This is a genomic window from Flagellimonas sp. 2504JD1-5 (genome assembly GCF_053618295.1).
The window spans coordinates 530,683-545,359 of the sequence record NZ_JBSIOU010000002.1; the positions used below are offsets into that span (position 1 = coordinate 530,683).

General features: G+C 39.8%; 15 protein-coding genes. 2 read left to right on the forward strand and 13 right to left on the reverse strand.

Translation table 11 applies throughout. From position 1 onward, the window contains the following. Positions 1–166: 166 nt before the first annotated feature. Entirely contained in the window at positions 167–2,389 is a 2,223-nt protein-coding gene (locus tag ACULLG_RS11885; protein ID WP_452127013.1) for a DUF5916 domain-containing protein, read from the forward strand. A gap of 226 nt (positions 2,390–2,615) precedes the next feature. Here the strand turns inward: ACULLG_RS11885 and ACULLG_RS11890 are convergent, their stop codons facing one another. Both ACULLG_RS11890 and ACULLG_RS11895 read right to left on the reverse strand, forming a co-directional pair. After that, positions 2,616–3,533, reverse strand: coding sequence for an EamA family transporter (locus tag ACULLG_RS11890; protein ID WP_452127014.1), 918 nt, complete (start codon positions 3,531–3,533; stop codon positions 2,616–2,618). 103 nt (positions 3,534–3,636) lie between these two features. Next, positions 3,637–3,966, reverse strand: a complete 330-nt coding sequence (locus tag ACULLG_RS11895; RefSeq protein ID WP_452127015.1) for a hypothetical protein — start codon at positions 3,964–3,966, stop codon at positions 3,637–3,639. Positions 3,967–4,269: 303 nt separating this feature from the next. On the opposite strand from ACULLG_RS11895, the gene ACULLG_RS11900 reads away from it, so the two are divergent. Further along, a complete protein-coding gene (locus ACULLG_RS11900) occupies positions 4,270–4,785 on the forward strand; it encodes a YceI family protein (protein WP_452127016.1) in 516 nt (171 codons plus the stop codon). 119 nt (positions 4,786–4,904) lie between these two features. Here ACULLG_RS11900 and ACULLG_RS11905 read toward each other — a convergent pair whose 3' ends face one another. From ACULLG_RS11905 to ACULLG_RS11955, 11 genes are all read right to left on the reverse strand, one after another. After that, positions 4,905–5,351 carry a hypothetical protein gene (locus ACULLG_RS11905; RefSeq protein ID WP_452127017.1) on the reverse strand — a complete coding sequence of 149 codons (447 nt, stop codon included), beginning with the start codon at positions 5,349–5,351 and terminating at the stop codon, positions 4,905–4,907. Between the two features lie 140 nt (positions 5,352–5,491). Further along, positions 5,492–5,743 carry an acyl carrier protein gene (locus tag ACULLG_RS11910; RefSeq protein WP_452127018.1) on the reverse strand — a complete coding sequence of 84 codons (252 nt, stop codon included), beginning with the start codon at positions 5,741–5,743 and terminating at the stop codon, positions 5,492–5,494. A 106-nt stretch (positions 5,744–5,849) separates the two neighbouring features. Then, a complete protein-coding gene (locus tag ACULLG_RS11915; RefSeq protein ID WP_452127019.1) occupies positions 5,850–7,121 on the reverse strand; it encodes a beta-ketoacyl-[acyl-carrier-protein] synthase family protein in 1,272 nt (423 codons plus the stop codon). Beyond that, entirely contained in the window at positions 7,111–7,572 is a 462-nt protein-coding gene (locus tag ACULLG_RS11920; protein WP_452127020.1) for a 3-hydroxyacyl-ACP dehydratase FabZ family protein, read from the reverse strand. The genes ACULLG_RS11915 and ACULLG_RS11920 overlap by 11 nt, the downstream gene beginning before the upstream one ends. Continuing rightward, positions 7,572–8,354 (reverse strand): SDR family oxidoreductase, encoded by a 783-nt coding sequence (locus ACULLG_RS11925; RefSeq protein WP_452127021.1) that lies wholly within the window; start codon positions 8,352–8,354, stop codon positions 7,572–7,574. The genes ACULLG_RS11920 and ACULLG_RS11925 overlap by 1 nt, the downstream gene beginning before the upstream one ends. Positions 8,355–8,358: 4 nt before the next feature. Next, a complete protein-coding gene (locus ACULLG_RS11930; RefSeq protein WP_452127022.1) occupies positions 8,359–9,414 on the reverse strand; it encodes a type III polyketide synthase in 1,056 nt (351 codons plus the stop codon). A 3-nt stretch (positions 9,415–9,417) separates the two neighbouring features. Next, the gene (locus ACULLG_RS11935; RefSeq protein ID WP_452127023.1) at positions 9,418–10,125 is read right to left on the reverse strand and encodes a methyltransferase domain-containing protein; all 708 of its coding nucleotides are present in this window, start codon (positions 10,123–10,125) and stop codon (positions 9,418–9,420) included. Then, the gene (locus tag ACULLG_RS11940; RefSeq protein ID WP_452127024.1) at positions 10,125–11,252 is read right to left on the reverse strand and encodes an NAD(P)/FAD-dependent oxidoreductase; all 1,128 of its coding nucleotides are present in this window, start codon (positions 11,250–11,252) and stop codon (positions 10,125–10,127) included. Before ACULLG_RS11940 ends, ACULLG_RS11935 begins: the two co-directional genes overlap by 1 nt. Positions 11,253–11,332: 80 nt before the next feature. After that, positions 11,333–12,028 carry an OmpA family protein gene (locus ACULLG_RS11945; RefSeq protein WP_452127025.1) on the reverse strand — a complete coding sequence of 232 codons (696 nt, stop codon included), beginning with the start codon at positions 12,026–12,028 and terminating at the stop codon, positions 11,333–11,335. Positions 12,029–12,032: 4 nt separating this feature from the next. Then, positions 12,033–12,518, reverse strand: coding sequence for a lipocalin family protein (locus ACULLG_RS11950; RefSeq protein ID WP_452127026.1), 486 nt, complete (start codon positions 12,516–12,518; stop codon positions 12,033–12,035). Between the two features lie 85 nt (positions 12,519–12,603). Next, on the reverse strand, positions 12,604–14,580 hold the full coding sequence (locus ACULLG_RS11955) for an alpha-ketoacid dehydrogenase subunit alpha/beta (protein WP_452127027.1): 1,977 nt from the start codon (positions 14,578–14,580) through the stop codon (positions 12,604–12,606). Between the last annotated feature and the right edge of the window lie 97 nt (positions 14,581–14,677).

The window sequence follows — 14,677 nt, forward strand, 5'->3', positions numbered from 1 at the left end:
ACAATTTGTTTCTGTGGACCACAAGCTAAAGTCATCGATAAACACAATAAAAAGGAAATTCTTTTAAATACGGACATGGCATAATTTTCAGCCTATACAAGATACACGATCTTCAAATAATTTCCGATATAAACAGTATCTTTAACTTTTAACCCAACCAACATTTATGAAAGTCCTGCTTTGCTGTGCTGTTTTTTTTTCAGCCTTATTTTTTTCTACTTTATCAGCGCAAAAAAACTTAAATCAAGATGCAGAACAGGTGCGACCTCAATATTCAGCCACTGAACTTGAACAAGGGCCAGAAGTTGACGGTGAAATATTGAACGATCTTATTTGGCAAAGTGTTCCGGCCATTGAAAATCTGGTTCAAATAAGACCCAATTACGGTCAGCCGGTTTCAGAAAAAACCGAAATACGAATTGCCTATACTTCCAAAACATTTTATGTTTCCGTGGTTTGTTATGATACAGACGCGGCCAATATTGTGGTCTCCGATTCCCGCCGCGATGCCAGCTTAAACGACGAGGACAGTTTTTTGTTTATCATCGATACCTATAACGACCAGCAAAATGGGTTTCTTTTTGGCACCAACGCCCAGGGAATGGAATATGATGCACAAATTGATAACGAAGGAAAAGGAAACTTTAATACCAACAGACAGCAAGGAGGGGTTATTGGCGGCACAAATCTAAATTGGGATGCCACATGGACTGTTAAATCCCAACTTGGGGATTATGGTTGGAGTGCTGAATTTGCCATTCCATTTCGTTCGCTCCGGTTTGCTCCGGGAAAAAACAAAACCTGGGGGCTCAATTTTAGAAGGAACATCAGCAAGAACACAGAAACAGCTTATTGGACCTCTCTGCCACTTGGTTTTGATATGAAACGACTTTCATTGGCCGGAAAACTCAATGCCCTCAACCTGAAAAACCCGGGAAATCTAAAACTGATTCCATATGCTCTGGGGCAATTTGTAAACGATAACTCCGTATCGCCAAGTGAAACAGATTCCAACTTTGAGGTAGGTGCAGATATTAAGTACAGTATCACTCCTAGTTTGACTCTGGATCTTACCTATAATACTGACTTTGCCCAGGTGGAAGTTGATGACCAGCAGGTAAATCTGGATAGGTTCAATCTTTTTTTTCCAGAAAAAAGGGCTTTCTTTTTGGAAAATGCTGGACAATTCAGTGTGGGCAGTCCAGGAGAGGTGGATTTATTTTTCAGTAGAAGAATAGGGATTGGAAACGATGGTAGCCTGGTACCCATTATTGGCGGGGCGCGTTTGTCTGGAAAGGTTGGGCAAACCAATGTTGGACTGCTCAGCATGTTTACAGAGGATGTGGAAACTGCGGGCATTGAAAAAAACAATTTCTCCGTAGCCAGGGTCAATCATGATTTTCAAGGCACGAGGTCTTCGCTGGGCGGAATCTTCATCAACAGGGCCGGACTTGGAAGTATGGACAACGACTACAATCGGGTATATGCCATGGACGGAAAATGGGGCATTGGCAACAAGGCGGAAATTAATGGATTTATTGCCAAAAGCACCACTCCGGGGATTGACAGTGATGACCATGCCTACAAAATTTTGGCAAATTACAATTGGAATGGATGGGATTTAAGGGCTGGTTATACCGAAGTTGGCGAAGGTTTTAATCCGGAGGTTGGTTTTTTACAACGTACTGCTTTCCGTAAGCCTGAATTTTTAATATGGAAGGCACATCGCTTAAAAAATGCAGGGAAACTTCTAGAAATACGCCCCCATGTTTCGTATCGTGGGTATTGGAATTTTGATGATGATCTTATCACCGGGTTTTTGCATGTGGACAATCACTGGGAATTTAAAAGCGGGTTTGAGGTGCACACTGGGATAAATTTCACCACGGAACGGGTACTGCAGGATTTTAATATTTCCGATGTGACGGTCCCCGTAGGCAATTATAAAAATGAAGAATTGCAACTGGTACTCATTACCAATCCCAACAATGCCTTTTCACTGGATACCCGAACGCTCATTGGAGGTTATTTCAACGGAAAACGCATCACCAATAGTGGTACTGCAAGATATCGAATTGGAGACCGTTTTAATTCTTCGCTGATATTTAGTCACAGTGACATTCAATTGGATACCGGAAACCTGACCGCACTGGTTGGCGGGTTACGACTCTCGTATTCGTTCACTCCCAGAATGTTTGTGCAAAGTCTGGTACAACGTAACAATGTATCTGAAATTACTTCGGCCAATGTTCGATTTGGATGGCTTCAAAATGCGAATACAGGCCTTTTTGTAGTCTTCAATATTGTAAAGGATGATAATGATCTGGATTTGTTGAACAATCAAATCATAACGGTCAAGTACACGCACCGCATCGACGTACTAAATTAACCCGTTGTGCATTACGCAAATAACTTATGATAAACCGTCTGTTCGAGTGATTTTGAGTGGTTGCTGAGTGAAGTCGAAGTAGAACGAAAAAATCGTATCGAGAACCTCGAGGAAGTTGAAATTCTTGTTTTCGATACAAACTTTCTCATTTGATAAATGTAAAAATTCACTCAAACTGACGAATTTCATCCAAATGCACCACAGATTTAAGCAGTCTTACTGAAAATCACTTTCTGAAACGGGCAAAAATGGCCAAGCTCTTTTTTGTGTTTATAAAATAAACACCGGTCAGCAAAACCACTGCTGCAATTATCGATTGCATAGTAATTTTCTCCTCCAAAAAGTACCAACCCAAAATTAGGGCCACTATGGGGTTTACATAAGTAGATGTTGCCACCTTTTCTGGAGAAACGGTTTTTAACAAGTAGTTGAATGACGTAAAAGCCAAGATACTACCAAAAATTACCAAAAGTACCATCACCAACTGCACCTTACCACTCCATTCAACCGGAGAAGACCATTGTTCACCAAAGCCAACACTCATCATGGCCAAAATTATCCCACCCGTAAACATTTGATAGCCGGTGTTTACAAAGTAATTGGATGGCAGGTCTGCTTTTCCAACAAAGAGACTGCCATACCCCCAGCTCAGCATACAGGCAAAAATCATGATCATACCCATAACGGAACCCTCTTTGGTAATGACCTGTTTTTGGCTCACCAAAAGATAAATTCCAACAAAACCCAAGATTACACCGATAATGGACATCGGCTGAATCTTTTTTCCTTGTAAAATCCACATCAATAACAAGATGATCAGTGGCTGTGCCGATATTTCCAACGCTGCGAAGCCTGTATCTACATATTTAAGGGCCCAAACCACTACCCCATTACCAAAACTTAAAAACAAAAACCCCGCAATAATAGTATTGACCAGTTGCTTTTTGGTAATGAAAATCTTTATGCCAATAATCTTGGCCCAGATAAAAATTAGAATCCCGGCGGTGGTGAACCTAAAAGAAGCCAACATAAATGGAGGAAGTTCCAGTACCGCAATCTTATTGAGCAAATAGGTTGACCCCCAAATCACGTATATGGCAAAGAAAGCCAAGATAACCGAAGTTGCATTTGAGGATTTCCGCATTGAAGCCTGATTGATGCCTACAATATTACGGATGTTTATAGGAGTAGAAAATAGATGTTCGAAGATTTACCTAAACTTTCTGATTGATTTTAAAAAAGGGTTTTTAAAAGTATTGATTAGTATCCAGAACATAAGCTGCCATGTCTTTTTCAAGTTCACCGAACCGCTCCAAATGTTTTTTAATGTCAGCATTAATTTCAGAGGTAAGTTTAGGTTTGGTTTTTAAAAGGGCCATGAGCCGCCCTTGATGGGTATTGAACTGCTCAAAGTTGTGTTTTAGAACATAAAGTTTTTCAAAACATGCAGAATCATGGGGTTCACAGGTATAGGAATTTAATTTCTTGGACAATTTTTGAATTATGGTGTTGTTTCGATCCATTCGAATCAACAGTTCTTGGATTTGTCCCGTGTTTTTTTGAGTTAAATTTCCCATGTCGTTTAGTTTTATCTCAATTGTTATAAAACTCCCCTTTAAGTTACTAATTATCCTACAATATGCAACGAATTTAACGCTAAATTTAACCTCAAAACGATTTTAGGTTCAATCTGACAATTACATAATAATTTTATAATCAAAATTTTACAAGTAAAACATCGCTTGATCAATATAGTGTCTTGGTAATCCAAGAATCGTTTCAAAAGACTGTCAAAACTTGGGTAATATGACGTTTTGCAAAGGCGTGTAAGTATCTTGCAGTACCAGTGACCAATTAATTATCTTGGAAATATGCCGAAAATGAAATCATTCTTAACCTTTTTTATACTTCTTGGCTTAGTTTTGGCTCCTACAAACTTCCTAGCCCAAAAGGCTGAAATTACCAAAGCTGAAATTTCTTTTGTCTTTGTTTCCAAGAATGTAAATGGTACTTTTTCTGGATTTGAATCCACATCCCATATAGATTTGGACAATCTAGAGGATTCTGTTTTTCAGGGTTCCGTACTTTCCAAAACCATTGACACCAACAACGGACTTCGTAATTGGTCGTTGCGCAGTGGTAAATATTTTGATGTAGATGACCATCCGAAAATCAAATTTCAGAGCACGGCGGTTTATCTTGATGGCAATGAAATAAAGGTAAAAGGCCAATTGACAATCAAGGAAACCACAAAACCCATCGCCATTACCTTTAAAAGAGTCCAAAATAAATGGATTGGCACAACTTCGCTGTATTCCATGGATTACGGCATCAAGATCAAGAAAAAAAGGGAAGACAATTTAGTGAAGGTCAAAATGGTTTTTGAAACAAAATAGTTTCTTCAGATTTCAGATTTCAGATTTCAGACATCAGACCTCTGACCTCTGACCTCTGACTTGTGGTTAAAGTTTAAGTTCAAAACCAAAGTTCAAGTTCTACCCTTTCACCCTTCATCCTATACCTTTTTGCCCTTTACCCCATTACCAAAAAGCATAGCATAGATTTTACCGACCCCCCAATTCCCAAGTGGAAAGTACAACGCAAAGAAAAGCGCCATCCCCAAACTGAAATTACGGATGTTGAAAAACTGGTCCAAAATATTATCTGGGAACGCGTATGAGGTTTTTAGGGCGTAGCCACCAAATTCCAGCAGCCCCATTGCTACAAGTCCGTAGGCGTACTGTGCATGAAACGGAAGTCCCCGCAACAAGAGCGAAATTGGAACCATATATAAAATATAACAGGTAATCACCTGCCACCAATAAGTGAATTTTGCAATTTCGACCTGGGTGCCAAACCAATCCATACCCATTCCCCATAAAAAATAGACCATACAGTAGATAATGATGAGTCGTTTATCCACCTGTAGTTTTTGTTTTGCGTAGTTGATGAATTCTTTCATAAGCTGTTTTATGTTTTGAATAAAATGCGTTTGCTAGCAAAGATTTCTCGATACTCTCCCTTGACTTCAACTGTCCTTCGACAACACTTCGTCAACACTTCGACAGGCTCAGTGTGACAGAAAAACTCAAAATAACGTAGTTATTTGTCCGCTATTTTGGTGTCGATAATTTTAAGCGCATCATTTACCGTTTGCATGCCATCCATATCCTCATTTTCGAGCATTATGTCAAAAGCGTCTTCTACATCTAAAACAATATCTACCAAATTTGCAGAATTGATATTGAGCTCTTGGGTAAAATTACTGTCCATGGTAATGGACTCCACCGAAACATCATCGGGTAAATAGGTGCCAACGATTTCCCGTAGTTTTTGATAGCGTTCTTCATGCATAGCTTTTATTAGTTTGATTAAAATCGTGTTAGAAACCTAATCTCCATAATTTTCTTGACTTCGACAGGCTCAGTCTGACAGAAAAACACGAAATGACGGTTTAACCTTATTCATATTTTTTAAAAATAACACAGGCATTTACATCTCCAAAACCAAAACTGGCCTTGGCAATAATTTTTGGGGCAATGTTCAAGGTCTTGCGAGGAATTTTAGATTCGTCCACCACCACAAGGATTTCTGGGTGAATATCTTCGCAATTCACATTTCCAAAAATCTGGTTTTCCTGAAATTGCAATAAGGTTCCCACACATTCAATACTTCCTGCGGCTGCCAAACAATGCCCCACCAAACCCTTAAAGGAATTAATATATGGAAAATGTTTCCCGGAAAGCCCAAGTGCGTTGCTCCAATTTTGTACCTCAATTGGGTCCTTTGTGGTAGCTGTAAGATGTCCGTTAATACTATCCAATTGTTCGGGACTTACTTTAGCATCTGTTACTGCATTCTGGATACATTTTATAACCGCTTTGCTGTTGGGAGCTGTCATAGTTCCTCCTCCTCTTTGTCCTCCACTATTTACGGAAGCACCAATAATTTCACCATAGATTTTTGCACCACGCTGTAGCGCACTTTCCAAGGATTCCAAAACTAAGGCCCCCGCACCACTTCCAGGAACAAATCCTGCTGCGGAGGCGCTCATGGGCCTACTTGCTTTCTCGGGATCATCATTGTAATTTCTGGGAAGGATGCGCATGGCATCAAAGCCACCCCAGATATAAGGTCCACTATCACCGCAACTTCCCGCTAACATTCTAATGGCTTTTCCTTGTTTAATACGTTCATAAGCCATTAAAATAGCCTCGGTTCCCGTGGTGCACGCTGAGGAATTGGTCGTAACTTGGTTACCACAACCTAACATTCCACCTAAATATGCGCTAATTCCACTTGCCATGGTCTGAACCACCGATGTACTGCCCAGACGCCTTACATTGCCTTCATCTACTTTGTAGATGGCTTCCCTAAATTTATCAACGCCTAGAATTCCGGTTCCAAAGATGATACCGCTGTCCCAATCCGGATTTTGATTTTCTGCAGGGGACAATCCAGCGTCTTTCCATGCACCTTGTCCTGCAATAACGCCATAAACCAATCCGCTTGCGTTTAATCCTTTTAATTGAACATTTGTGAAGTATTCATTTAAATTGACGGTATCAATATTCGGTTTTCCAGATACTTGACATGAAAATTTTAGTTCTCTCAATTCTTTTTGAAAACGGACACCACTACGTTGGTTTTTCAGATTTTTTGCAAACTCGAAAAGTCCAACCCCATTCGGAGCGCAAACACCCATTCCGGTCACCACTACTCTATTTTGCATGGGCATCTGTTTTAATCATTCCCGCCAAAGTCCCTTGGCAGACCAATTTTTCCTCAACATTGAACATTTTCACCTTGCATTTTAATTTATTAAAACGGAAGTATTGCTTCTCAGAGACCACTTTTACAGTTTCACCAGGCCATACAGGCAGGTAAAACTCCATCTCGGAGCTGGACATGGCAATTTGCAACTCCTCGCTCTCATCAAGCTTCGCGGTTTTGTTCAACAGATAAATTCCTAAGCAAACCAAGCCTATTTGGGCACAACATTCAGTTAGAATGACTCCCGGTGTCACAGATTTGTTTTTAAAATGACCTTGGTAGAAATCCATTGTTTTTTTAAAAGTAAAACTACCTTCAACTGAGTTTTCATCAACTTTATCCAGTTCATCCACGAAGTGGAAGGGTTTCGAGTAGGGTAATTTTGCAAGTATTTTATCCTTATTGATCATTATTGCAAACTTTCCCCTCCATCAACTTTTATCACTGTACCCGTAATCCATTTAGCTTCCGGTAATGTTAATAAATAAGCAGCATTTGCGACATCTTCTGGAGTGGTCAGTCTGTTATGTGGATTCCTTCTCAGAGCCTGCGCTTTCAATATGTCACTATCAGGAATCATTCGCAACGATTTTGTGTCAGTCACGCCTGCTTGAATGCAGTTAGCGGTTATTCCCAAATGGGCAAATTCCAAGGCAATATTTCGTACTATTGACTCCAAAGCCACTTTTGCGGCGGATACCGCCGCATAGTTTTTCCAAGCTTTTGCATTTCCTTCGCTGGTGTAAGCTATAATCCGCGCATCAAGAGAAAATAATTTTAGACCAACCATTTCTCTCACCCAGTCATATAGATTTATCGCCATGGCATCGATGGTCAAATGAAAATCCTGATTCGTCAGTGCATTTTCATTTTGGGCATGCATTGGCTTCAGGTTTCCTTTTGCAATGCTATGTACCAGCGTACTTATATTATTTTTTCCAATTAGTTTTATGATTTCTTGAAGAATTTCCTCTCTTTTTTGTGGGTTTACGGCATCTACATTAAAACTGTGAAACTCAGAAGTACTTAGGGCAATTGAATCAAACTGTTTTTGGATTTTTTCAATATCCACTTTTCTGTCCCTGTGCAAAACAATAATCCCAAAATGGTGATGCGCAAATTTTTTGGCAGTGGCCAGCCCAAGTCCACTACTCCCGCCAATTATCAAAGCCCATTTTTCTTTCTTATTCATACAATTACCATTCGAGCAACACCCGCTGTGCCGAAAATCCAGGACCAAAACTCAAAACCAAGCCCTGTTCCCCTTCTTGGATGTCTTTTTCCAAAAAACGTTCGAGAACATATAGCACGGTAACGCTACTCATATTACCAAAGGCACGAAGGATCTCTCTTGTGTCGTCAATATTCTTTCCCAATTTACCAAACAAATCCTCAACGGTCCTTACAATCTTTTTTCCGCCAGGATGAAAGATAAGATGAGCCACTTTTTCTATAGAGGTTCCGTATTTTTCCAGGAATGGGTGGACAATATTGGGAAAATGGTCGGAAATAACTTCTGGAACGTCCGGGTCCAAAATCATTTTGAGTCCTGTATTGGTCAAATCAAAACCCATAAGATGTGTTGCTTCTTTAAAATGATACATTTCTTCTCCTAGAATCTTGGGGCCTACCGCTTTTTGTTCAGAAGATAGCAAAGTACACGCAGCTCCATCGCCAAAGATTGCAGCACTGACCATATTGGCCATAGAGTAGTCATCCAATTGAAATGTGGCGGTTGGACTTTCAACAGCTACAATTGCCGCGCGTTTCCCAGGATTGGCCTTTAGAAAGTTCTTCGCATAAATCAATCCGGAAACTCCGGCGGCGCATCCCATTTCAGTTACAGGCAATCTTACAACATCAGTACTCAATCCCAAAGCATTTATAAGATAAGCGTCTAAAGAAGGAATCATTATTCCGGTGCAACTTACGGTGATGATAAAATCAAGTGATTCTGGTTCCCAATTCGCCTTGGACAAGGCCTTTTGAAGCACTTTTTCTCCTAACTGTTTTATCTCCCTTACATAGATGTTATTCTTTTCTTCAAACGATGTTGCCATAAAAACCTCTTCAATATCCATTATTCCATACCGATGATCTACACCTGCCCCTTCAAATATCTTTATCACCTTTCTTCGAAAACGATCTTCTTGACCAGAAAGCCAGAGATTGACAAAAGGAAGAATATCCGATGTTTTTCTATGGTATTTTGGCAGTTGTTTGGCAACCGAAACTATGCGAACCTGATTCATTGATTATTTGGGATTGAGTTTCATTATCCAGACATATCGAAAAGCCCATTTCCATCGGATGTCGTGTATAACATCTGGTATTTTTTTTGAGAGTGCAACAAGCTCACGTTTTTTAAAACCTTTTAGTATGGACACCAAACCATCGTACCGAGCCACTTCAGTCCTAAGGAACAAATGACTAAATATTTTGAAAAGATGATATGCCAATCGGCTACGATGCAGATCATTGATGACCACCCCTTGCCTAGCCAATTTGACAAATTGCGTTAAAAAAGCACCGATGCGCTCTTCTTCAAAATGATGCATGGTCAACGTATTGATGACTATATCGCATTCAAAGCTAGAATCAGCCTTTAGAATGTCCATTTTCCTGAATTCAATGTCTGGGTAATGCAGGGTGTTGTCCTTGGCGATTTGCAGAACATCATCTCTTAAATCGATACCAATCATATGGTGTGAAACATGATGTTTATTAAGAAAATTGGATAATTTCAGCAACATGCTGCCATCTCCGCAACCCATGTCCAAAATCGTATACGATTTTTTTTTGTCCGTTTTGACCAAATCCCATACTGCATTGATGGTTATCTTGTCGCCACCCAACCATTTATTGCATTTGTTGATGTCCTTATATGCATCCTGCAACTCCTCAAATTCCATATTTGGGTCGTCCATCTTTTCATATGTCCTGCTGCGCACTGTTAAATCCATCAATCTAAAATTGGGTTGCCATGTGTGGTTCGAATCATAGTTTGAACCAATGTTTTTGATTTAGCCAAAGTGTTCATTCCGAGATTAAACCATTTGGTATTCATCATTAGGGCTTGTAATTGTCTTCCCATCCAAACCCTTCTATTAAAATGAGCTGTCCATAGTTTTTTATAGTTTCCCTCCATATCTCTTCTGCTAAAATTTGGTTTTTCCAGGAACGAAACTACTTGATCGGCTGCCAATTTTGCACTATGGATAGCCATGGCCATTCCGTTTCCGCATAAGGGGTGTATTAACCCCGCTGTATCACCGCACATTAACATATGATTTTCCACTGGTTCTTTTTTATTAAATGAAATCTGCGCTATGGCCAGGGGTTTTTCAAATAAGGGAGTGGCATTGGCTAAAAATTGCTGAAAAAATGGGTTTTTGGAAACTACTGCATGATTGAACTGATCAATATCGGACGTACTTTTAAAATTTTCATATTTCACAAGATAACAGCAATTGACCACGCCTTCCTCCACTTGTGACAATCCTCCATAACCTCCGTTAAAATTATGAAGAGAAACTACATTAGCTGGTTGTTGGGCATTCTTATAGTGGCATTTTATGGCCAACCACGGGGATTTCTGTTGGGTAAAGCTTCGCTCCATCTTTATATCAAGATTGGAGCGTTTACCAAAAGCACCCAAGACGACATTGCTTCGGATGACCTCTCCATTTGATTGTATAACTTTGAATTCATTCCCATTAAAATGAACATCAATAATTGTTTCATGAAGAAATCGAACTCCTTTGGTTAGAGCAAGTTTGTAAAGTTCAAAATCAAATTTGTATCGGCTAATTCCAAAACCACCCAAAGGCAATTTCACCGTAATGGTGTTTCCTTTACCTGAACTAAGTTGCAATGTATCAATTTGTGGAAGGTTAAAATCATCCAGACGAACGCCAAGCTTCTCCAAATAGGGAATAACTTCATTGGAAACATATTCACCACAAACCTTATGATCAGGGTATTGGTTTTTCTCGATTACCAAAACTTGCTTTCCCAGATTGGCCATATCCAGTGCGGCGGTTAATCCAGCAAGTCCTCCCCCAATAATAACTACTTCAAATTGATTCACTTATTGAAGATAGTCGATCAGAAACAAAAAAACCGACATAAATATGTCGGTTTTAACAAATCGTCAGTAAAGTGTCCGATTTATCCTTTTGTTTTTTCGTAGGCTTCTTCCTTGAGCTCGTCACTTGCTATGATAGCTAATTCCACTCGTCGGTTTTTGGCTTTACCTTCAGCAGTTTCATTGCTTTCTCTTGGCTGGGTTTCACCGTACCACTTTGTGGTAAACCTTCCGTTTGAAATTCCTTTACTTACCAAATAAGTGGTAACGGACTCTGCTCTTTGTTGGGACAAGTTCCAATTGTACTCTTCGCTTCCGGCACTATCGGTATGTCCTTCAACCAAAATAACTGATTTTGGGTATTCCTTGAAGATTCCTGCCAATTTATCCAAAGTAGTTGCCGAAGTACCTTTTACATCAGACTTATTTGTATCAAAATATACACCAGCATCTTCGTTGAAGGTAACGTTGATTCCTTCGCCTACCCTTTTTACTTCAGCTCCAGGAATCTCTTCCTCAATTCTTTCAGCTTGACGATCCATTCGATTTCCAATATATCCACCAGCGGCACCTCCAACTACAGCTCCGATGATGGCTCCAAGGGCTGTGTTGCCTTTTTTGCCCACATTGTTCCCTATTATTCCTCCAATCACGGCACCACCTGCAGCTCCAATTGCGGCACCTTTTTGGGTGTTGTTAGCATTTTTTACGGCATTGCAACTTACAATTAGGCTCAATGCCATTACAAATGCCATATTTTTGATCAGTATGTTTTTCATCTTATTATTTTTTAGTGAATTGGTAAACGATTGTAACTAGTTCTCCATCTACAGATACATTAGATTTTAGCGTCATTGATTGCTCATTGATATTGGCAATGTTCAAACGATAGCCTGCACCTCCGGAAATGTCCTTTCGTTTTTCATCAATAAATTTGAATTGTAGTTGACTACTATAATTTTGGGAAGGTTCTACAACAGACCACCTAAAAAAACGATCTCCGCCTTGGCATAGTGTACTTTGGGAAATGGTATATCTACCCGTGCTGTTGTTATCTCTGAAGAACCAATCACTTCCCTCAAAGCAGATATCCTCCGCATCATTGAAGATTACCGATTTAAAATTTCCTGTGTTGTTCTCGTAAGACACATCGTTCAGGGTCCAGGAGCCGCTGAAAAGGTTTCTTTGGGTTCTTGCACTTTTAGAAACAGAGCAGGACATCAATAAAACCCCAATCAATGCCGAAAAAATTAGTGTTTGTTTTGCCATAAGAATTGGTTTTAAATTTTAGTATATACGATTGAGACACCATATCTATCGTTTCGTTTTGTTAAAAATTTGTTAAAACAAAAGATCAATAGGCAATGAGCTCCAATAAAATGGCTTCGAATCTTTGTTTGGGAAGGTAGTTTTCCTCCAATGCTTTTGCAAAAGGGACAGGGGTTTCCAAACTTCCCACTCTTCGGACCGGTGCATCCAGATACTCGAAGCAGTTTTCCATGACCATCGCAGCAATATCGCTCGCAATTCCACCAAAAATGGTGTCTTCATGCAAAACAATCAATTTTCCTGTCTTCTTCACCGATTGGTAGACAGTATCAATATCAAGAGGTTGAAGTGTTCGCAAATCTATAACATCTGCGTCAATTTCCGAATGTTTTTCCAAAGTTTCCAAGGCCCAGTGTACTCCGGCACCATAAGAAACAATAGAAACTGAGTTACCCTTTCTAAGGACATTGGCTTTTCCAAAAGGCAAAGTGTAATAATCCGTAGGAACATCTCCATATATACTTCGGTACAACCCTTTATGCTCAAAAAATAGAACCGGGTTCGAATCGTTGATTGCGGTATTTAAAAGTCCCTTTGCATCATTTGGAAAGGCTGGATACACCACTTTAAGGCCCGGTGTTTTGGTAAACCAGGCTTCGTTGGTTTGCGAGTGAAAGGGTCCTGCTCCAACTCCGCCGCCACAGGGCATTCGAATAACCACATCTGCATTTTGCCCCCATCGATAATGGACTTTTGCCAGGTAATTTACAATGGGATTAAATCCAGAGCTCACAAAGTCAGCAAATTGCATTTCTACAACTGCCTTCATTCCATTAATAGAAAGACCCATAGCTGCAGAAACTATTGCGGATTCGCAAATTGGTGTATTTCGCACTCTGCTTCTACCGAATTTTCCAATAAAGCCATCGGTTATTTTAAAAACCCCTCCGTATTCGGCAACATCCTGCCCCATAATGATGAGTTCGTTATACTTTTCCATGGATTGTTCCAATCCTTTAGAGACAGCGTCAACGAATCGAATGTTTTCTGAGTTTGAATTATCCTTAATATGCTGATAATTAAATTCTTGAAATACTTCTTTTAATTCTTTAGTTTCAACATAATTGACAGGAGGTTGGTCAAAAGCCAATTTCAAATTGGAATTGATTTCCCCTGTGATTTCTGCCTTAAGATTATCAATTTCCTCCTGAGAAATAATCTGTTCCCTCAATAAAAAGTCCTCATAATTGGTTATTGGGTCTTTTTTTGCCCATTTCTTCATCAATTTCTCCGGAACATATTTGGTTCCACTGGCCTCTTCATGACCACGCATTCTAAAGGTTTTGAACTCAACCAGTATAGGTCGAGGCCGTTTTCGAATGGACTTGCACAGTTCGTTTGCCTTGGAAAATACCTCCAAAATATTGTTTCCATCAATTATCCGCGATTCAATACCATATCCTCTGGCCCTATCCGCCAGATGTTTACAGTTATATTGTTCATTGGTAGGCGTAGAAAGGCCATAGCCATTATTTTCAATACAGAATAAAACAGGTAAACTCCAAACGGATGCTATGTTCAAAGCTTCATGAAAATCCCCTTCACTCGTTGCCCCTTCTCCAGTAAAAACGGCGGTAACTCTTTTCTTTCTTCGTAACATATCGGCAAGTGCAATTCCATCAGCTACTCCAAGTTGAGGACCTAAATGCGATATCATCCCAACAATTTTATATTCCTGGGTGCCGAAATGAAAACTACGATCCCTACCTTGGGTAAAACCTCCCGACTTGCCCTGCCATTGTTCAAAAAGGCGGTGCAACGGGATGTTTCTTGATGTAAAGACTCCCAAATTTCGGTGCATTGGTAAAATATACTCTTCAGTTTTCAAGGCCTGGGTCACGCCAACAGAAATGGCTTCCTGCCCAATTCCACTAAACCATTTGGAAATTTTACCCTGACGCAGCAAGACCAACATTTTCTCCTCAATCATTCTGGGCTTAAGCATTCCTGAATATAAGTCCAGTAGTTTTTGTCGGTCCAATCCACCAATATGATATCTCATTCAATATAAATTCAATGGGGCTAAATGTAATAAAAAAGCTATCGATGGCGAGTTATATTTTCAGAAAGGTTTCTCAATATTCTGTACTTTTGGGGTA

Excerpts from the sequence above, each read along its gene's own strand:
- ACULLG_RS11885 (WP_452127013.1), top strand. The coding sequence starts at position 167 with ATGAAAGTCCTGCTTTGCTGTGCTGTTTTTTTTTCAGCCTTATTTTTT.
- ACULLG_RS11890 (WP_452127014.1), bottom strand. The coding sequence starts at position 3,533 with ATGCGGAAATCCTCAAATGCAACTTCGGTTATCTTGGCTTTCTTTGCC.
- ACULLG_RS11895 (WP_452127015.1), bottom strand. The coding sequence starts at position 3,966 with ATGGGAAATTTAACTCAAAAAAACACGGGACAAATCCAAGAACTGTTG.
- ACULLG_RS11900 (WP_452127016.1), top strand. The coding sequence starts at position 4,270 with ATGAAATCATTCTTAACCTTTTTTATACTTCTTGGCTTAGTTTTGGCT.
- ACULLG_RS11905 (WP_452127017.1), bottom strand. The coding sequence starts at position 5,351 with ATGAAAGAATTCATCAACTACGCAAAACAAAAACTACAGGTGGATAAA.
- ACULLG_RS11910 (WP_452127018.1), bottom strand. The coding sequence starts at position 5,743 with ATGCATGAAGAACGCTATCAAAAACTACGGGAAATCGTTGGCACCTAT.
- ACULLG_RS11915 (WP_452127019.1), bottom strand. The coding sequence starts at position 7,121 with ATGCAAAATAGAGTAGTGGTGACCGGAATGGGTGTTTGCGCTCCGAAT.
- ACULLG_RS11920 (WP_452127020.1), bottom strand. The coding sequence starts at position 7,572 with ATGATCAATAAGGATAAAATACTTGCAAAATTACCCTACTCGAAACCC.
- ACULLG_RS11925 (WP_452127021.1), bottom strand. The coding sequence starts at position 8,354 with ATGAATAAGAAAGAAAAATGGGCTTTGATAATTGGCGGGAGTAGTGGA.
- ACULLG_RS11930 (WP_452127022.1), bottom strand. The coding sequence starts at position 9,414 with ATGAATCAGGTTCGCATAGTTTCGGTTGCCAAACAACTGCCAAAATAC.
- ACULLG_RS11935 (WP_452127023.1), bottom strand. The coding sequence starts at position 10,125 with ATGGATTTAACAGTGCGCAGCAGGACATATGAAAAGATGGACGACCCA.
- ACULLG_RS11945 (WP_452127025.1), bottom strand. The coding sequence starts at position 12,028 with ATGAAAAACATACTGATCAAAAATATGGCATTTGTAATGGCATTGAGC.
- ACULLG_RS11950 (WP_452127026.1), bottom strand. The coding sequence starts at position 12,518 with ATGGCAAAACAAACACTAATTTTTTCGGCATTGATTGGGGTTTTATTG.
- ACULLG_RS11955 (WP_452127027.1), bottom strand. The coding sequence starts at position 14,580 with ATGAGATATCATATTGGTGGATTGGACCGACAAAAACTACTGGACTTA.